This window comes from Microcoleus sp. Pol17C6, assembly GCF_036701145.1.
Taxonomy (GTDB): Bacteria; Cyanobacteriota; Cyanobacteriia; order Cyanobacteriales; family Microcoleaceae; genus Microcoleus.
The window spans coordinates 1-18,365 of sequence record NZ_JAUBQH010000050.1 but is presented as its reverse complement, the minus strand read 5'-3'; the positions used below and the strand labels follow the sequence as shown (position 1 = coordinate 18,365).

Annotated in this window: 21 protein-coding genes and 1 riboswitch; of the genes, 9 read left to right on the top strand and 12 right to left on the bottom strand. The window is 45.6% G+C overall.

Annotated features, from left to right (window positions below; genetic code table 11):
* Positions 1–159: 159 nt before the first annotated feature.
* From QUA25_RS21570 to QUA25_RS21555, 4 genes are all read left to right on the top strand, one after another.
* The gene (locus tag QUA25_RS21570; RefSeq protein WP_333041186.1) at positions 160–1,407 is read left to right on the top strand and encodes a GTP cyclohydrolase II; all 1,248 of its coding nucleotides are present in this window, start codon (positions 160–162) and stop codon (positions 1,405–1,407) included.
* An 89-nt stretch (positions 1,408–1,496) separates the two neighbouring features.
* Positions 1,497–2,579, top strand: coding sequence for an adenylate/guanylate cyclase domain-containing protein (locus QUA25_RS21565; protein ID WP_333041185.1), 1,083 nt, complete (start codon positions 1,497–1,499; stop codon positions 2,577–2,579).
* Positions 2,576–3,823, top strand: a complete 1,248-nt coding sequence (locus QUA25_RS21560) for a URC4/urg3 family protein (protein ID WP_333041184.1) — start codon at positions 2,576–2,578, stop codon at positions 3,821–3,823. Before QUA25_RS21565 ends, QUA25_RS21560 begins: the two co-directional genes overlap by 4 nt.
* Complete coding sequence (locus tag QUA25_RS21555) at positions 3,798–4,043, top strand: hypothetical protein (protein WP_445242245.1); 246 nt, start codon at positions 3,798–3,800, stop codon at positions 4,041–4,043. The genes QUA25_RS21560 and QUA25_RS21555 overlap by 26 nt, the downstream gene beginning before the upstream one ends.
* Before the next feature lie 35 nt (positions 4,044–4,078).
* Here QUA25_RS21555 and QUA25_RS21550 read toward each other — a convergent pair whose 3' ends face one another.
* Positions 4,079–4,651 carry a DUF4360 domain-containing protein gene (locus QUA25_RS21550; protein ID WP_333041183.1) on the bottom strand — a complete coding sequence of 191 codons (573 nt, stop codon included), beginning with the start codon at positions 4,649–4,651 and terminating at the stop codon, positions 4,079–4,081.
* 601 nt (positions 4,652–5,252) lie between these two features.
* Here QUA25_RS21550 and upp point away from each other — a divergent pair.
* Entirely contained in the window at positions 5,253–5,888 is a 636-nt protein-coding gene (gene upp / locus QUA25_RS21545; protein WP_333041182.1) for a uracil phosphoribosyltransferase, read from the top strand.
* Between the two features lie 319 nt (positions 5,889–6,207).
* A complete protein-coding gene (locus QUA25_RS21540) occupies positions 6,208–6,354 on the top strand; it encodes a hypothetical protein (RefSeq protein WP_333041181.1) in 147 nt (48 codons plus the stop codon).
* 304 nt (positions 6,355–6,658) lie between these two features.
* Here the strand turns inward: QUA25_RS21540 and QUA25_RS21535 are convergent, their stop codons facing one another.
* Both QUA25_RS21535 and QUA25_RS21530 read right to left on the bottom strand, forming a co-directional pair.
* Entirely contained in the window at positions 6,659–8,578 is a 1,920-nt protein-coding gene (locus tag QUA25_RS21535) for a hypothetical protein (RefSeq protein WP_333041180.1), read from the bottom strand.
* Positions 8,579–8,615: 37 nt separating this feature from the next.
* Complete coding sequence (locus tag QUA25_RS21530; RefSeq protein WP_333041179.1) at positions 8,616–9,959, bottom strand: glycosyltransferase family 4 protein; 1,344 nt, start codon at positions 9,957–9,959, stop codon at positions 8,616–8,618.
* A 76-nt stretch (positions 9,960–10,035) separates the two neighbouring features.
* Here QUA25_RS21530 and QUA25_RS21525 point away from each other — a divergent pair, with 76 nt between their 5' ends.
* Both QUA25_RS21525 and QUA25_RS21520 read left to right on the top strand, forming a co-directional pair.
* The gene (locus QUA25_RS21525; protein WP_333041178.1) at positions 10,036–10,506 is read left to right on the top strand and encodes a tetratricopeptide repeat protein; all 471 of its coding nucleotides are present in this window, start codon (positions 10,036–10,038) and stop codon (positions 10,504–10,506) included.
* Positions 10,507–10,653: 147 nt separating this feature from the next.
* Positions 10,654–11,619, top strand: coding sequence for a glycosyltransferase (locus QUA25_RS21520; RefSeq protein ID WP_333041177.1), 966 nt, complete (start codon positions 10,654–10,656; stop codon positions 11,617–11,619).
* Between the two features lie 232 nt (positions 11,620–11,851).
* Here QUA25_RS21520 and QUA25_RS21515 read toward each other — a convergent pair whose 3' ends face one another.
* From QUA25_RS21515 to QUA25_RS21500, 4 genes are read right to left on the bottom strand one after another with little or no spacing between them, the layout of a single operon-like run.
* Complete coding sequence (locus tag QUA25_RS21515; protein WP_333041176.1) at positions 11,852–12,358, bottom strand: DinB family protein; 507 nt, start codon at positions 12,356–12,358, stop codon at positions 11,852–11,854.
* A gap of 53 nt (positions 12,359–12,411) precedes the next feature.
* Positions 12,412–12,693, bottom strand: coding sequence for an antibiotic biosynthesis monooxygenase (locus QUA25_RS21510; protein WP_333041175.1), 282 nt, complete (start codon positions 12,691–12,693; stop codon positions 12,412–12,414).
* Positions 12,694–12,737: 44 nt separating this feature from the next.
* Positions 12,738–13,082 (bottom strand): type II toxin-antitoxin system PemK/MazF family toxin, encoded by a 345-nt coding sequence (locus QUA25_RS21505; protein WP_333041174.1) that lies wholly within the window; start codon positions 13,080–13,082, stop codon positions 12,738–12,740.
* Positions 13,075–13,266, bottom strand: coding sequence for a hypothetical protein (locus QUA25_RS21500; protein WP_333041173.1), 192 nt, complete (start codon positions 13,264–13,266; stop codon positions 13,075–13,077). The genes QUA25_RS21505 and QUA25_RS21500 overlap by 8 nt, the downstream gene beginning before the upstream one ends.
* 175 nt (positions 13,267–13,441) lie before the next feature.
* On the opposite strand from QUA25_RS21500, the gene QUA25_RS21495 reads away from it, so the two are divergent.
* The gene (locus QUA25_RS21495) at positions 13,442–14,143 is read left to right on the top strand and encodes a diacylglycerol/polyprenol kinase family protein (RefSeq protein WP_333041172.1); all 702 of its coding nucleotides are present in this window, start codon (positions 13,442–13,444) and stop codon (positions 14,141–14,143) included.
* Positions 14,144–14,298: 155 nt separating this feature from the next.
* Here QUA25_RS21495 and QUA25_RS21490 read toward each other — a convergent pair whose 3' ends face one another.
* From QUA25_RS21490 to QUA25_RS21470, 5 genes are all read right to left on the bottom strand, one after another.
* The gene (locus QUA25_RS21490; RefSeq protein ID WP_333041171.1) at positions 14,299–15,147 is read right to left on the bottom strand and encodes an ABC transporter ATP-binding protein; all 849 of its coding nucleotides are present in this window, start codon (positions 15,145–15,147) and stop codon (positions 14,299–14,301) included.
* A gap of 235 nt (positions 15,148–15,382) precedes the next feature.
* A complete protein-coding gene (locus QUA25_RS21485; RefSeq protein WP_333041170.1) occupies positions 15,383–16,249 on the bottom strand; it encodes a methyltransferase domain-containing protein in 867 nt (288 codons plus the stop codon).
* 19 nt (positions 16,250–16,268) lie between these two features.
* A complete protein-coding gene (locus QUA25_RS21480; protein WP_333041169.1) occupies positions 16,269–16,709 on the bottom strand; it encodes a hypothetical protein in 441 nt (146 codons plus the stop codon).
* Between the two features lie 161 nt (positions 16,710–16,870).
* A riboswitch (cobalamin riboswitch) is annotated at positions 16,871–17,015 on the bottom strand.
* A 38-nt stretch (positions 17,016–17,053) separates the two neighbouring features.
* Complete coding sequence (locus QUA25_RS21475; RefSeq protein ID WP_333041168.1) at positions 17,054–17,632, bottom strand: Uma2 family endonuclease; 579 nt, start codon at positions 17,630–17,632, stop codon at positions 17,054–17,056.
* A 207-nt stretch (positions 17,633–17,839) separates the two neighbouring features.
* Entirely contained in the window at positions 17,840–18,229 is a 390-nt protein-coding gene (locus tag QUA25_RS21470) for an ABC transporter substrate-binding protein (RefSeq protein ID WP_333041167.1), read from the bottom strand.
* Positions 18,230–18,365 lie beyond the last annotated feature (136 nt).

The following is an 18,365-nucleotide window of genomic DNA, read 5'->3' as shown; positions in this document are numbered from 1 at the left end:
TTTTTATATTTTCAGGACAGCGCGAAAATCAGCGTCACGAGTTTTGCTATGCCGGATACTTCCAGAGCCTGAATCCTTTTGCTATCATAAATTACTGCTTCAAATTGCAGTTTCACTTTCAACTAACAGCAGCATCCATAGCAAGAGCCAAAAACAACTGTGTCAAAACCCAAGCATATAGTTTTAACATCCCATCCCGACAGATCTGGCACAAAACCTCATCCAATTTACTGGGGAGAAATCGATCCGCTGAAACGGGGGCCTGTGATTGGTAGCCTCACCAAATCGTCTCACCGGAATGCGATCGGCACTCATTCGGGTTCCTACTCTGTTTATCGCGCGCTAGCAGTGGCTTCCGGGGCATTGCAAGCAGATCACCGCCCCGATTTTACCAACACCTCTCCGGCCGCACACATCGGGCCGCACCCGAGTTGGGGCGATCGCAATTTGATTGTTTCTCTCGATCCCTTTGGGGGTTTAGTCAGCGAAGTTTATACTTCATTTCTCCAGCAAGGATATGATATTCGACCGACAATTGCTGTCACTAAAGCTCACATTAATATGCCGGAATTGCAAGATGCTATCGCTAAGGGGCGAGTGCAAATTGATGGCAAAATAGTCAAAGCAGGTGGCAATTTAGCAGTAACTAAAATTGCGATCGACCCGGTTTGGTATTTGCCGGGAATTGCTCGGCGGATTGGGGCTCAAGAAAGCGTTCTCCGCCGTGTCCTGTTTGAGCAAACAGGCGGAATGTTCTCGGATTTAGTGACGCGGCCAGACTTACACGTTTTCTTGCCGCCAATTGGCGGAACTACGGTTTATATTATTGGCGATGTCGCGAATATTTCTGACCCGGATAAGCAGTTGGCGGTACGTGTACATGATGAATGCAACGGTTCAGATGTCTTCAGTTCCGATATCTGCACTTGTCGCCCTTATTTGGTACACGGGATGGAAATTTGCATCCAAACGGCACAATCAGGCGGTTCTGGGGTAATAGTTTACTTCCGCAAGGAAGGGAGAGCTTTGGGGGAAGTGACTAAGTTTTTGGTGTACAATGCCAGAAAACGGCAGGAAGGCGGCGATCGCGCTGATGCCTATTTTACGCGCACTGAATGTGTTGCGGGAGTTCAAGATATGCGGTTTCAAGAACTAATGCCAGACGTGCTGCACTGGTTGGGGATCTCTCGAATTGACAGTTTAGTTTCTATGAGCGATATGAAATACAATGCGATTATCAATTCTGGCATTCAGGTAATCGATCGCATTCCCATTCCAGAAGATTGGATTCCTGCAGACGCACAAGTCGAAATTGTCGCCAAAAAAGCCGCCGGCTACTACACGCCAGACCCGGTGCCAGATGCTACAATTCTTGCAGAAGCGATCGGACGCGATTTAGGAGATTAAGATGGCAAAGACGCGACCGATGAGATGCGAACAATCGCGTCTTTGCTAAATAAAATTTATTGCTGGTTTTTGATCAGTCAGGGTAGGTTATGGCTAATTTGCGTTCTAGTGTGATCGTAAAAACAGATATTTGCGGATATACCGCCAGAGTCAAAAAATTATCTCAGTCGGACTTGAGTAGTTTGTTAAACGAGCATAAAAATTTTGTTTCAGATATTAGCGCCAGAAATGAAGGCAGCGTAATTAAAGGGGAAGGTGATTCATTTTGGATAATTTTCCCCAGCGTCACAGCAGCGGCAGTAGCAGCCATAGAAATGCAGCAAGAATTGAGAGCGCAACAATCTAGCAAGGCGAACGACGAACGATTGGCTATTCGCGTGTCGATTACATTAGGAGATGTCTTGCATCAAGATAAAGATATCTTTGGCGATACTGTGAATTTAACAGCGCGCATAGAATCAGTAACTCCGCCGGATGAAATATATTTGTCCCAAGCAGCATGGCTCGCGCTCAACAAAGCAGAAGTGCAAACGTCTTTTGTCAACGAGTTTTCTTTGAAAGGGATGAGCGAACCTGAAAAAGTATACAAAGTTGACCAAAGTTACAAAACGCGAATCATCAAGAATCAAGCCATAATTAAAGCTGATTTGAGGGGTTTTATAGCTTATCAAGAATCTAATTCTATCAAAGATGTGGAATATTTGCTCACGAACTTTGATACTTTTGAAAAAACAATTTGCGAAGAATACGGCGGCACAATTCGGAGTATTGTTGGTGATTCGCATTTGTTGACTTTCCCGGAAGCTCACTCAGCCTTAGCGGCAATGGAAAGTCTGTGCGAGAATTGGAAACTTTTTATTGACGCCAATCAAATACCTTGTGGCTTGTCGGTGGGAGTTGCGAAGGGAAATCTATATATATTTAGGTCTTGCACTTACGGAAAAGATATTCACATAGCCGACAGGCTGGAAGATTTAAGTAAAATAGTATCTCCGGGGAAAGAAAAAAACTCGGTGATAGTTTCCGATCAAATAAAACGCGAAGTCAGCGGGTCGAAGTGGGAATATAAGCTGATAAAAATCGATAAAAATGCGATTTTAGATAATCTTTTAGATTACAGTCAGTTTGACTTTTTTCAAGAAAACGATGTTTACCGCTGTTTGGTTGTATGAAGTTGCACAATATTGAACTTGAGACTGTAGAATATCTGAGAACGCCGGCTGCTATTCGCCAAAAGTGCGATCGGCTTTTTGATTTAGCCCGCCTAGACAAACTCCGCTACTTCCGCGTCGATTTATCCCAACTCGACAACGCAGCAAATTATGTAATTGCCACAACGGGCCAACAGTATCCCGATTTTAACATTCCCTTTCACAGTCGCTGGCGACATTTTGAAGCTGGCAACCTGCCGCGACTCGCCGAATTGGATGCAGCTTTAGCAGAATTTGCACCGGTTGAAAAAGCTAAGATCAAATTTGATTTAGCAATTGTCAGCGTTTTGATCGATGCCGGTGCTGGTGCCGATTGGCAGTATTGCGAACCTGAAACCGGACAGGTTTACCGCCGTTCTGAAGGGTTAGCAATAGCCAGCTTGCGGATGTTTTGTCAAGGTATTTTTTCCAGCAATCCAGATTTTACTTGGCAAGCGGATTCTCGCGGACTTTCTCAATTAAAACTCGAAACCTTAGCTGCGGGATTTCAGGTAAGTCGAGATAATCCGCTAGTTGGTTTAACAGGCCGATTAGAATTATTGCAGCGTTTGGGGAAGGCGATTTGCCAACATCCATTATTATTTGGTAGCGCCAACCCGCGTCCCGGCAATTTGGCAAAATACTTGCTCGACAGTCGGGTTTCTGGAGCCAAAACTGTGAAGGCTGCTGAAGTATTGAGCGCTGTTTTGACAGGTTTTGGGGAAATTTGGCCGGGAAGATATGCAATTGGTGGCGTTAATTTAGGCGATGTTTGGCGGCATCCGGCTTTAACAGGAGAAAATTTGGGAGATGAATTCGTGCCGTTTCACAAACTATCGCAGTGGTTGACTTATTCGCTGTTGGAACCCCTGCAAGAACTTGGTTTAGAAGTCGCCGGATTGGATGAGTTAACGGGATTGCCGGAGTACCGCAACGGCGGTTTATGTTTGGATATCGGGCTGCTGCGGGCAAAAGATTCGGCTATTTTTGAGCAGAGTTACTTGCCGGGTTCGGAAGTTATAGTGGAATGGCGATCGCTGACTGTGAATCTTTTAGATAAAATTGCTGCAGCTATTCGGGAAAAGCTGCATTTGAGTGCGACAGACTTGCCGCTGGTGAAGATTTTGCAGGGAGGAACTTGGGCGGCGGGGCGGAAAATTGCGGGCGAATTGAGGGCTGGTGGAGGGCCGCCAATTCAGATTGAAAGTGACGGCACTGTGTTTTAGGGGGAAGAAGGAAGAAGGAAGAAGGAAGAGGGAAGAAGGAAGAGGGAAGAAGGAAGAGGGAAGAGGGAAGTTCGGCAACGGATTCTATAACGGATGTAACGGATGTAACGGATGTCTGGAAGAAGGAAAAGGGAAGAAGGAAAAGGGAAGAGGGAAGAAGCAAGAAGGAAGAGGGAAAATTATCCCCTCTTCCAACTTAAAATTCAAAATTCAAACCTGAAAACTATACCTCACACTACACTCCCAACAAGCTGCTTACCGGCAAGTGCGATATTTGACGTGATAAACTAAACCGCGATGAGCCAAATCGAAGGAGTCAACGGTTGCCATGCCGGCACCGCGGGCTGTCATTGCAGCATTTACTCTCATATTTACACTGTCACCGCAGCGAGACCAAACATTAGCTACAGTGGCTAAGCTATCTCGAACATTGTAGTTAGTTTCGCCGCTGAGATTTCGATTAAAAACAGGGCCGCGGGCTCCAGCGAAAAAGTATTCTGCTCGCAGGTTGCCTGTGGTTTTAGGAGCAACGTAGCCGCGGTAATCAGCATCGTAGATAGAAATTTGGTAGCCTTGGGGTACTTTGATGGGAATGCTCAGATTGCAGCTTTTCCGGCTTTCTGTTGAGACATTTCCCAGGGCTGCAAACTTGTCAAATAGGATGGTCAGTTCTTGACCGTCGGGGCTGACGCTGACGCTGGCGGAGCGATCGGGGCAACCGCTACCGCCGTAGCTTGCACCTAAAATTTGAACGGCAGGATTAGCCAAGGCGGGGCTGATAGAAGCAGTCATTAATGCCGTAGCTAGCAATAGTTTTACAAACTTCATGGATGTTCTCCTTAATAATTTCAGTTGTGTGTTAGGAGCACCCTAAAAAAATGGAACTGAATTTCGGTAATGCGTTTTAAAGTTGGATATAACCGCCTTCATGATGAAAGATGAAAAGCCAGTCAAGCCAACCTTATGACCTCATGTGCAGTTCCTATTCAGGTTTTTTCGATTAGTTCACTAATCGAAAAAATAGGTTTTCTGTTGATACTTCTTAAGATTCATATCTGTTGGTAAAAGTTCCGGAAGATTTCGGGGCGAAACTCCGGATCAGTGTTAATCGGCTTAGATGGAGCGCGAGACAGCGAAACCAGTGGGGAGGCTTTTGGGCCCGGATCTGCGTTCTTAGGAAGAGTGCGGGAAGGAGAGGAAATGAGATAATGACATATTTGTGTATTTTCAAACCTCGCATACTTAGTGTCGCGCTGGGCGGATGAAAGGCAAGTGTAGAAGTAATTTTATTCGCGCGGTATTTGTGTTTTCAATAGGGGTTTGAGATAAGTAGTCCAGGACGCAAGGGCGGCAGAAACCTGCTTTTTTTGCGTCAAGAATGCCTCGATGGCTGATAAGTTAGAATAAAGCAAAGTAATTATTCAAAAAAATGAGTGCTAAAGTTACTGTCATTGACCATCCTTTGATACAGCACAAGTTAACTCTCATGCGGCAAACTCAAACGAGCACGGCGAAATTTCGCCAATTGCTGAAAGAGATTGGAATGCTGCTAGCCTATGAAGTGACGCGAGATTTGCCGCTAAAATACGAACAAATAGAAACGCCGATCGCCAAAATGAATGCACCGGTGCTGGCTGCAGAAAAGAAAATTGTTATTATTTCGATTATGCGTGCCGGTCAGGGACTGTTAGATAGTATTTTAGAACTGATTCCGTCTGCGAGGGTAGGACATATTGGTTTGTACCGCGATCCGACAACTCGGATGGCGATCGAATATTATTTCAAAGTTCCCCAGGATATCGAACAGCGAGATGTTTTAATTGTCGATCCGATGTTGGCTACTGGTAATTCAGCAGTCGCGGCAGTGGATAGGCTTAAAGAAGTTAATCCGAAGTCTATTAAATTTTTGTGCTTGCTGGCGGCACCGGAGGGACTTAAGCACTTTCACGAACAACACCCTGACGTGCAGATTTATACGGCGGCAGTTGACGAGTGTTTGGACGAACACGGCTATATTGTACCCGGACTGGGAGATGCGGGCGATCGGCTTTACGGCACTATGTGAATTCAATAAAATTATTTTCTGCTGTATATGCCAATACATTCATTTAACAGTAAGTTTTATAACATAAGTAGTGGTTTGATAGTGGCAGACAATGTAAATTGTAAGATTTTAATGTCAGGGAAAGCCTATATATAGCAAGGGTTGTAGGATTTTCTTAGGTTTAATTCGTAAATTGCATTATCTCAATGTATTTACTGCATCTTATGGGTAAAATCTCTGCCTTTAGTGTAATTAATCGCAAGAATTAGTTCATAAAATAGATGTATGATGCTAACCGTTTGCGATAGACTACTAACATTTTTTGACGAGGGAAAAAACAATGGAGACTACAGCACAGAAAGAAGCCGCAACTCAGCCTGTTGAGGAAGTGAAAATTCAGAATATCAACAGTTTGGAGTTTGAGCTTTGGGCTAAAGCAGTGAAACGCCAGATGATTGCAGCACTTTCTAAAAAGGGCGCGATTTGAGAGCTCTGGGTTTTTTGCGTGCAACTTGTGTTAATTAACTTAACAAAATTTTTGTCTGCATTGTTGTTCAAGAGCGATAAGTGGGGAGGGGAAAAGTTTTGAGATTGCGCCTCTCGATGAGTTGCCCAAGAGGAAGAAGAAAGCATTTTCCTTATTCCTAGTTTTGGACGCACGGGTGGAAGGAAACCGGGTTTTTTTACGAAAATACTTCTGTTGCAATCGGCAGAAATGGTAAAAAACCCCGGTTTCTTCGTGTCAAGAGTGCCTCCGGGACTGTTCTGTCTGCCGAATGCTTTCTGGCAGATTACGATCGCTTGTCAACCGCCGCCAGCAAGCGCAGACTTCCGTCTTGAACCTGCACTGCTTTCACCGTTCCCACAGCAACTCTTTGTTGACCGTTAGCCATCGCTACCTCAATCTTAATCTTGGGGTCAGCCAGTAATCCCAGCCGCCCCCAGAGCCACTTAACTTGAGTAGCAGGAAAAGAGCGCACTTCTACGTCTGAAAAGGGCGAATTAACCCAGCGGCTACCGTCGTAAAAACTCGCTACTTGCACCTGATACCAAACTTGTTCTCCCGCCAATTTTAACTCGTTGTTCGGTTCGGGTTCCAGCCACTCAGCGGGATTGACACTGTTAATTAAAGTAGCAGAACCCATAATTTGACTCTTGTGGGCTTCTAAACTTTCAGCTTGAGAAACTGCTTCCTGAAGTTTGTTGACCAAATTCCGAATTCGACTTCTGGTTTCGCTGTCAGTATCTGATTGCTGGTCGAGCCAATTCATCGCCTCGCGAGTTCCGTCTTGAGAAGCTACAATCAGGGCGCCCCAAGCCTTGACATCGGCGTCAGCGGCATTCACTCTCAAGGCGGCGTCTATGCGGTTCCAGATCCGCCCGCTGTCATTTTTGAGGGTTGTGGCTATTTCGTTACTGTTGCTCGGATCGGCTTCAAATACTTGCAAAGCTTCGCTCCAGCGGCCGTCGATCAATTCTGCGAGAACTTGTTGACCGGGACTGGCCCAAGATGCGATCGCCTGAGCCCGAGTAATTTTAGCGTGAAATTCGATCGTTTCTAGCTGAGCTTGCGCGACGGCAGGCCAATTTTTGCCCGCTTTCCCCTTCGCCACACGCATGACATTTAATGCTGGAGACCACAGCCCGCTTTTCGCCAGTCGCAGCCCATTTTGGTAAGTCTCGTCATTGAAAGCAATTTCTTCTAAAGAAATCGCAGTTAACTGAACGGGGTTCGGCAAAAATTTGCGCGGGCCAATTTGATAAAGCGTAAATTGCGGCTCTAAACCCACTGTTTGGTCGATCGCCAACTGCGGGTTTTCCCCCTTAACAATTTGCTGCCAATTCGGCGGTTGTCCGGCCGCACTCGCCCACTCCAACAGCGGCATTAAATGATTTTGGCTGGGGTTGTAGCGAACGACTTGTCCGTAGGGAATTTTCCTGTCGCCCCGCTTTAGTTGACCGCTGACATTAAACCAAATGCCAGAGGCGGGGGGCTTTCCGTCAAAGCGGCGCAGTTCTGTTAGGGGTAGGGACTGATTCGAGGCTTGATTGTCAGATGTAGAGTCAGCTAAAGAAGTAATGACAAAAGATTCCGCCGGGCCTTCTACGTTCACAGAACTTGCTAACTGAAAATACTGCTCTTTATCGGAACTGCGATCGGGAAGCTGCACCCGCTTGTACACCCGAAGTTCGACAATTTGACGGCAAGGATTTTTGCAAACCGTAGAAGCCTTAACACTTCTTTCTACCATCACCGGCAATAGCAAATCGGAAATAGAATTATCGCGGGATCGATCGACGGGAAGAGGCAGGGGTTCTCCGGTTACGAATCCCAATTTGCGGATGCTGGCTTTGATTTGATCGAGAGTTTGGATCGAATCTCTGCTACCTGTAGGCAGGCGCGACCATTCCGGCACAAACTGAGAGATCAACCTGTTGCCATTGGGATCGACAATTAGCTGATAACTCAGCCAAGCGCCGCCTCCCATCAAAGCTGCACAGCCAGCCAAGACGCTGAGGGCTGTCAAATTAGCTACCAGTCTTTTCCAGGGATATCTGGCGCGAGTTCGGGGAGTAGGTATTAGAAGCTGGGACTCTTGAAGATTTTTGGGGCGTCGGGCTTGGCGCCGGCGTCTTGTCGGAGGAGGAGCAACTTTTCGATTTTCTGGGGGTAAGGCTCGATTTTTTGAGGGGTTAATTTTGTGTTCCATCGTCCCATTTTAGAATTTAGATTTTAGAATTTAGGGTTTAAAATTGCAATAGCCGATCGTACTGCCGACCTATGATATCCCAAGTGTATTGGCTTTCAACGAGCGATCGCGCGCTGACAGAGAGATCCTGTCTTAGCTGCTGATTTTCAAACAAATTGGTAATCGCCTCAACATACTCCTGAACTTTGTTCGCCCGCAAGGCCCTTCTCGGTTGTGGGCCGCCATCGACGGCTAAACCCTCCAAACCTCGATCGCTCGCAACCACGGGGGTTCCCGCAGCCATCGCCTCCAAAGTTTTATTTTTAATCCCAAAACCTATCCGCATCGGCACCACACAAACAGCAGCTTGATGCAAATATTCTGCCACCCTTTGCACCCGGCCTACTACATGAATTCCCGGAAGTTCCCCCAAGGCGAGCACTTCCGGGACTGGCGAAGCCCCTACTAAGGTGAGGGTAGCATCGGGATAGCGCTGCTGCAAAGGCGGCAGTATTTGCAAACTGAGAAACCGCGCCGCGTCAATATTGGGCAAATTGTTCATTGCGCCTGCAAAAATTAAGGTGTGTCCTCCCGGATCGATCGACCGGTACGGAAATTGGGTTAAATCTACGCCGTTAGGAATTACATCTATGGAAGGTACAAAAAAATCTTGTTTTCCTCGCACCTGAACCGGAGGCAACAGTAATTCTAGGAGTTGCTCTCTGTCTGTGGATGTTGTCGCAACAATGCGGGAGAATTTGGAACAGTAGCGTTTTTCGTAGCGGGCGAGTAGCGGTAAATTTAGTCGATCGCGCAGGGGTTTTTCCGAGGTGCCGGTTGCTAACATTTCCCTGCAAGTTCCCCAAACGGAACTGTGAATGTTTGCCACTGTCAGCAGTTTTTGCCGCCATTCTGGACGCACGTAAATCTCGTTAACGCTGTGTTCGCAGGTGACAGCATCGCATTTGCCTGCTATTACCAATTCGTCTGCCCAATTCTGCATTGCTTGGGAGTAGCTTGAGAGTACGTTCGGAGGTGTGCCAGACTGCAAAAATCGACTGAATCTGTGGAATTTTCCTATTATTTTAGAGAACTCCCCCTCAGTTCCCCCCTTATTAAGGGGGGGAGGTAAAAATCCTTCCTCAGTCTCCTGGTGGAGTCTTAGCCCCCCCTTCGCAAGGGGGGGTTGGGGGGGTGTCTGCGGATGGGGAAAAACTGCCAATTCTGTGACTTGCTGGCGCAATGTGTCGATTTGTGCATCGGTGACATCGGGCGATCGTACAGTGCCGAGAATTACCTCATGCCGCTGGCTCAAGTATTGTAATAAATTAAACGTCCTTACCTGAGTTCCTCCGCGGCTTGGCGGATAGGGAAAAGTCGAGGAAAGCATCAAAATCTTCATGGGATGTGGAATAAATAAAGTTGCCGCTTGCGCGATAAAATTGATTGATAAAATCTTTTTAACAATCTTCGCACCTATGGACGAATTATCTGTTAAGGCGCTGCTCGAAGACTTGAAAAAGTCCGACGAAAGCGTGCGCGATCGAGCAACTACAGAACTCTGGCGCACTTGGTTTAACCAGAAGGGTGACTATGGGATGCAAATTCTCAGGCGATCGCAAGTTTCGCTGGATGCAGGCGATGTTCACCACGCTTTGGATTTGCTGACGAAACTGATTGCGGAAGCGCCGGATTTTGCTGAAGCTTGGAACCGACGCGCCGTACTTCACTATACCCAAGGAAATTATAAAAAGTCGATCGACGACTGCGAAATCGTCCTCAAACTGAACCCGGTGCATTTTGGGGCGTTGCACGGTCTGGGTTTGTGCTACGCTGCCTTGGGAGAATACATAAATGCTATTCAAGCTTTTCGTCGCGCTTTGGAAATTCAACCGTTTGCTTTGGTGAATCAAAAGTTAATTCTCGAATGTACGGCTCGTTTGAGTTAAAGTTAACTGTGGAGTGAAGGAAGAAGGAAGTTCGGCAACGAGCAATGTACGGGATGTAACTGATGTAACTGATGTCAGGGAGAAGGAAGAAGGAAGAAAATCAATGGTTTCAGAATTTTTTTGCAATCTTAAATCTCAAATCTAAAATTGTCTAAAGTACCCAAAATTAGCGTTTGCATTCCTACTTGCAATCGAGTGCATCTACTGGCTTGTTCGATCGCCAGCGTGCTAGATCAAACTTATACAGATTTTGAATTAATTATCTGTGATGACGGTTCTACTGACAGCACTCCTCTGTTGATGTCGGAATTTGTCGATCGCGGGATTCGCTACATTCGCCACCCGCAGAATATTGGCAAGAGTAATAATATGCGATCGGGCTTTGCGGCAGCAAGGGGTGAGTATTTTATTAAGTTTGACGATGACGATCGCCTGAGCGCGCAATTTCTAGAGCGGACATCTGCTATTTTAGATAAAGACCCCAGCATCGATTTTGTCAGTACAGATCACTGGGTGATTGACATTAACAATTATATTGACGAAAACCAGACGAAACTCAATTCGCAGCGGTGGGGCCGCACCGAGTTGTCGGCTGGAATTATTGAAGATTTGCTCTCCACAGTTTTTCTGAGACAGAGTTTGCAAATAGGGGCAACTTTGTTTCGGCGCCGCGCCCTGGAAGAAGTAGGATTTCTGCGACCGAATTTGCAAAATTGCGAAGATAACGATTTGTTTGTGAGACTTGCGATTGCTGGCAAAAAGTGCTATTACTTGCCGGAGCTGTTGATGGAGTATCGAGTTCATGCAGGACAGCAAGGAGTCGATCGGGCAATTCCGTATTTAAGCGATAAATTGTGCTATTTGATCGGCTACGAGTTTGAGTCGGAGAAGTTGGAAACAGTCAGGCTCAAAAGGATTGCCGAAACTCAATTAGCGCTAGGTTTGCGACTGATTGAGGTGGGTGAAACTGCAAAAGGGCGCCTGATGGTGCGGGCTGGAAAGTCAGTTTCTGAGGCGAAAATGTGGGCGGGTTTGGGATTGTCGTTGCTGCCCGTCGAGTTGCGTCCAAAAGCCTTTGAGTTTGTGCGAAAGTTGATGAAACGGGAGTTGTGAAGGCGGAGGATTTCTACAGAATACGTGGCGGTTGAAACCGCGTCTATACACACAAAACTCACAAGGCAAGGGTTGAAAAGTCGGGGATTAAAATCACGTTTATACAGACAAAACCCACCGAAACAGGTTTAAATTCTTGATTTTCTTGAGTCCCCCTCTGCTGGGACGAGAGGCAAGTGTAGATGAGGTTTTAACCGCCGAGTGTTCTGGCGTGTCGGTTTACAAGCAGAAATTATCCGATTGATATAGCGGGTAGCCACGGAATATCTGTAACGCCTGGGTCGTAGCCAAGTTGTTTCAGTAGTGTGGTAATTTGCCCTCTATGGTGAGTTTGATGATTGAACATATGTGTCACCAGAACCCAAGTCGGTAGCACGCGGCATTTACCATCTACATTGCTTGTGTACTCAAACGGTTGACTCAACCACTCAGAATTAAGGTGTCTAGACCATTCTATAATTTGCCGATCCGTTGTCTCCCGTTCTGCTCTCAAAACCTCAAAGTCAGCATAAAGTTCTTGACCGATAACGGTACCAGAAAATGGGTGAAGAGTGAAACGACCCATCCATGCTTTGTCCCCATACAGTAAGTGATTCAAAGTGCCATGAATCGACTTAAAAAAGGCACCCATATCCTGTTTGCGCTGTTCATCAGGAATTGCCGAGCAGACCGAATATAGATTTTGATTCATCCAGCAATTGTACTCAGCCATTAGCTGGTAGTAGCTACCGTCGTACATACTCAAAACACAATCACATAGTTTGAACAACTTACATTATACAAATAGGTCTTTCACAATACTCCTGACTCTAATGGGTCTAGATAAATAAACTCAGGAGCTTTAACTCCTGCTTCTTCTCTAATTTTAACCAGTCTAGGCGACTCAAAAAACGCCCTAGCATCTGCGATTGATGTCCACGCGGAGAAATGAACAATTTTGTTCGGATCGTTGTCATACTTCAAGAGCTGATAGGAGCGCTCGCCAGCTTCTTTTCGGATGCTTTCAGCACGATCGAATACCTGTTTCCAAGCTTCATAATTTTCTACTTCATGAATAATTAATACATATTGCATAGCAGTCAGATTCTCTGATAATTTCAAAACTTCAAGGGTTCGGTTTACTCCTCTTTTTCCTCAGCATTTTCCTCTTTAAATCTCAACCACAAGAGTATTACCTCTTCTACTTCGAGCATTTTCTCGGATGTCAGACTTCCCAATTTGCGTAGAAGCTTTGCATGAGGGATGGTAATCATATTTTGTACGTCAAATACTCCTTCTCGGAGGAACTTATTTTTGACTTTCACCTCAAATCTTGAGCCGCGTACACTTGTTGTATGTGGCACTAGAGTCGCTAATGCCCTGTCTTGATTTAGAGCAGGAATGCTCACGACCAAACATGGTCTGACTTTCGCAATATAACCTAGATCGACTAACCAGATATCACCACGATCGGGGCTATTCATATAGGGATTCTTCCTCATCTAACTCTAGAAAAAGTCCCTCAGCATTCAGAACTAAATCCTCATCAGAAAGGGGAGGAAAGTCTAAATAAACAGTCCGTTTCAAAATTTCCAATACCAAATCTAACCGCTCTGAGTCTGTTAATCGCTCAAAGGTATTCAAAAGTTCTTCTACTAAAATAGTCATAGCTTTTTCCCTAGACTTGCTTATAGCATAGCACAGGTTTTAAATAGACCCATCTAAAAAGACATAACACCCAGCTCCCCGCAGCACTTTAAGCCTGCGGGGTTATAACCTCGATCGCGCTTTACGTTTAAAGTAGTAAAGAGTGCCTGATGTTAATAAGTTTTTCCTAAATATCGTGTCTATATTTTCTGAAATTCCGACTGTGTGGTTGCAAATTTCCCTCGTGGGAGTCTGGTTGGGTTTGATTTTACTGGTAGCTGAGGGCTTAAATCGCTTTACTTCTGTCGATGCTGAGGTATCGCGGAAGGTGGTTCACATCGGTACTGGGAACGTGATTTTGCTGGCTTGGTGGCTGGAAATACCCGGTTGGGTGGGGATTTCGGCGGGGGTTTTAGCAGGCGCGATCGCCCTAATTTCTTACCAAGTTCCGATTTTGCCCAGTCTTAACAGTATCAACCGGAAGAGTTTGGGGACTTTTTTCTATGCTGTTAGTATCAGCGTTCTCGTAGCTTGGTTTTGGCCGCTACAGCATCAGGAGTACGCTGCTTTAGGCATTTTAGTCATGGCTTGGGGCGATGGATTGGCTGCTGTCATCGGCCAGAGATACGGCAAACATATTTATCGAGTTTGGGGAATCCAGAAGAGTTGGGAAGGTTCTGCAACTATGTATTTGGTGAGTTTTGCTGTTAGCAGTTTGATTTTGCTGGCGGTTCAAGGCAATATTTGGCAAACTTGGGCTGTGTCTGCTGTTGTAGCTTTGGCTGCTGCTACTTTGGAGTCGGTTTCCAAGCTGGGAATTGACAATCTGACCGTGCCCATCGGCAGTGGGGCGATCGCCTTTTTCCTAAATCAATTTTTGATAATTGGTAATGTGTAATCTGAACTTACCCCCACGGGGACGTTGCTGGATACAGGTATGAATTCAATATTTCGCAATTGCTATAAACGAAATCGGGTGAGTTTTGTAACTTCCGATCACAGGTGAGTCATCCCGTGAATCAGCAACGCCAATTATCAATGGTCTAAGTCTCGTTAAAGCAGCCGACGTGCTTGTAAAATTTGTTGTTGCCATTGCTCGAAAGCAGGGATTTTTGAGCGATCTTCTGTTGGAAAAATCGCCCTGATTTGCTCCATAAGCTCGATCGCCAGCGGTACGCCAAGCTGCAATTGTTCCAAGACATCCCGCTGAGCAAAAACGGTTTCCGGTGTTCCTTCTAAAATCAATTTTCCCCGATCCATTACAAAAACCCAATCAGCCCAGCGGTAGATGAAATCGAGGTCGTGACTTGCTAAAAGGATAGTGGTTCCGGCGCTGTGAATTTGTTGAAGTAAACCGATCAGTTGTCGGGTGTGACGCGGGTCGAGATAAGCGGTAGGTTCATCTAGCAGGAGTAGTTTGGGCTTGAGAACCATGATATCGGCGATGGAAACCCGCTTTTTCTGGCCCAAACTGAGATTGTGAATTGGTTCGCGGGCGAGTTCGCTTAGATCGAATTGCTCGATCGCTTGCTGCACCTGTTGAGCAATTTCGGATTCTCTTAAGCCTAAATTGTACAATCCATAGGAAATATCTTCTTCTACCGTCGAAGCTACTAATTGATGTTCGGGATTTTGAAAGACGAGTCCGATTTGTTGGCGCAGTTGCATCAAAGATTTGCGATCGTAGCGAAAGGGTTCACCTTGCCAGCTAATAATTCCCTGTTGCGGTTGATATAAGCCATTTGCTAACAAAAAAAAGGTAGTTTTGCCACATCCATTTTGACCGATTAGCCCGCACCGTTTCCCAGCGGGGACTTTTAGATTTAAACCCTGAATTGCCACTCGCGAACCGCAGGGATAGGAGTAGGAAGTGCCAGCGAATTCGAGAATCCATTCAGACATATTCGTTATTTTTTATTTTTTATAGCCTTGTTCCCAGGCTCTGCCTGGGAATAAATACCCGGAGGCTATGCCTCCAATTACCGATTACCGATGAATGATTACCAATTACCGATTACCGATTTCCATTGTATAGCAATCCTTGCAGCAGTCGTCAACTTTTTACCCCACCCCAACCCTCCCCTTGATAAGGAGGGAGTAAGAAATTCACAAATGATTTAGGATTGCTATATTTGTGTCAGCCTCGATCTGATTTTGACAACTGCCAAAGTTGCATTTCATAACAGAGATGTTGCTCAAAAAGTTTGCCCGCTTCCAATCCTTCAACCACCAGCTTCTTGAACCAGCGGCGAAATATCCAGCGCAGGAATTTGTGGACGGGCGGAACTGTTATCGCAATTAAATCTGCAACATAAATCATCGTATTCAGTCCATACCTGCGAAAAGTATCGACATATAAATCGATAGTCGGCAAAATATGAGCGGAAATATCCTCACTTTTTACTAAAGTGAATCCAGCCTGCTTTAATGCTGCATGAAGTTCCGTAACAACATGACAATTAGAGAACATTCCCTCTTTATAATTAGCATCAGATCGCAGCATATCAGCCAGCAAAACGTAACCGCCCTGATTGAGGATTTTGGCGGCACCGTTAGCAATATCAACAGCCGACATATACTGGCTACTTTCGCTAAAGAGAATAAGATCGTAGAAATGGGTTGCTTTGAAGTCTTCAAACCTCGTGAGGTGAAAGATTGCCCGATCGCCCGTACACTTAAGAAAGCGCTGCTGTTGAAACGGATCGGGTGCGAGCCCTTCCACTGCAAAACCTCGATCGAGCAAATAAGCCGCATTTCCGCCAATTCCGCAGCCCACATCCAGTATCGTATGAGTGCCTTTGGGGATCGCATCCAACAGTTTTACAGTATAAGCTTGCTGAGCCAGGCGCAATCGTGCGATCGTTAGTTCGTCAGCGGGCACAGGTAGGGTTTCCCAATAGCCGTAGTGAAGGTAGGGCGAATCTGTCAGGCCCAAATAGTAATTAAGCGCTGCATTTTGGTAGCGAGTTACCTTGGAAATTTCGATGGATTTTGGCTGCGACATTCGGAAAATTTAGTAAGTTTTAGGATTTAGGGGAGAGTTGAAATTCTTCCCAGCGCTTGCATACTTGTTCATAGCACTCAACAGGAGAAATTGCCAAGTTTTGCAACAAATTTATATCAATCTGACCGTTGGCGCTCGACAAAAATATAATTGCTGCCTTGGGTTCGTAGCTATCAATGATTTGGAGCAAATTTGAAACAGTGTTCTCCTCTATTTCTAGTTGCTGCAAATAAACGGTTGCCTCCAAGTCGGAAATAAATTGCAGATCGTACTTGATAGTATCTACGCTCCAATTCACCGAGCCGTTAATGGGAGTATTGATTTTGCAAGCAACCAAGCCTCGTCCTCGATGCAAAAAGCCATTCCAAGCAGTATGTCCGATCGACAAAATATTCTGATGAATAAACAAGTTTTGCCAGTAGCCAAAACTACCCTGCCAAACACTATCTTCGATTCGCATTTGTTTTCATTTCCATTAAAATAAAATACGCTTCAGAACCCAGATCAAATTACATCAGCGTTCATCTGTGTTTATCTGCTGATATCTGCGGTTAAAAAAACCCAATCCAATAATAAAAAAAATAATAAACTCACCATCATCCATACCTCGCAGATGAAAAACAACAGGTAAACAAATCGGCGGGCATCCTGACTCAGAGCTCCAACGATCTCATTACAGTTGCGGGACAGCGCCGGATTCGCACCGAACTTTCCCCCTTGCGTCTGATGGCTGTTCTCCATCAGAGCCGATCAATATACGGGGATATTACCACTATTTGCGATATTTGACAAAAAAGCGTCCGCCTATTCACCAAACTCAATATTTTCATACAAATCGGCCAGCAAAATTTCCACAGCAACAGATGTTAAACTCAGCCGATCGCCCATACAGCTATATTCCGAAAAAATCCACTTATTCGCATCTGTTTTAGAATATTGCTCCACCCGTAGTCGATATTGGTCGATTAATAAATATTCCTGAAAGCTAGGAATACTCCGATAGGCAGCAAACTTTTCATCGCGGTCATAAGCTTTAGTACCTTTAGATAGCACCTCAGCAATGAACACAGGATTAGTAATTGTATCCGTCCGTCCAGATTGCAGCTCGATCGGTTTCGCAACCACCATCACATCCGGGTAAGTATAATTATTAAGCTGGGGAATCCACAGCCGCTGATCCGAACTGAAAGTCCGATATGGTTTCCCTTTTAACGCCAGTTTCAGCGCAACAACTAAATTAGTGGTAATTTCATTGTGATCCGGTGTGCCGCCAGCCATCAGAACAATCTCCCCATTGATAAATTCATGCCGATCCTGAGAATTGATTTCTAATTCTAGATATTCCTCAGCGGTGTAGGTTTTGGTTTCAACGGGCGCGATCATACACAACGCTCTCCTTTAATCTACTCATTTCATTTTATCTTAAAAATTTGGCTAATTCAACAGAAAAATAGATTTTAATCATGCTAAGAAACAGGCAAGACGCCTGTTCCACAAAGAGGGAATTTTATTGTGGGGTGGGCATTCTGCCCGCCCCTGAAAGGCTGATTGAGAATGTGCAAGATGTGAGCCCGATCGCACTTAACAAACTTACCGCAGCGGCACAAAGTTATAGCCAGTGCTTCCTCCTTGTTTAACTTGCACTAAAATCGGCTTACCAGCCCGATCGCCCGTCGGCAAAAACTTCACATCCTCGCTCGATCCTGCTGTCGAAAAATTCGCATTTCTGAGTGCTTGTTGCAATCCTTCCCGCGTATTGCTTTGCCGCAAGCCAGCGATCACAGCTTGAGTCGCGTCAAAACTCGTTGCTGTTCGCCAATTCACAATGCCTCCCCAACGCTGGCGGGCATTTTCTGGGAAACGGCTACCGGGATTAGTGTCAGGATGCCAGGGAACGGGCAAAACAAGCCCGTCAACGTCTTTTTGTCCGTCTTTTAAAGTTTGAAAGGTGTAGAGCGTAGTGCTGCCGTAGAGTGGCAATTTGCCTCGATTGATGCGAGCCAGAGAAATCGCACGGTCAATGCGATCGACGTGGGGTGCTAAGCTGATACGCAGCTAGATTGTATAATATAAATATAAAATAAGCGCTCATTAGTTAGAATGTATGCCAGCCAAA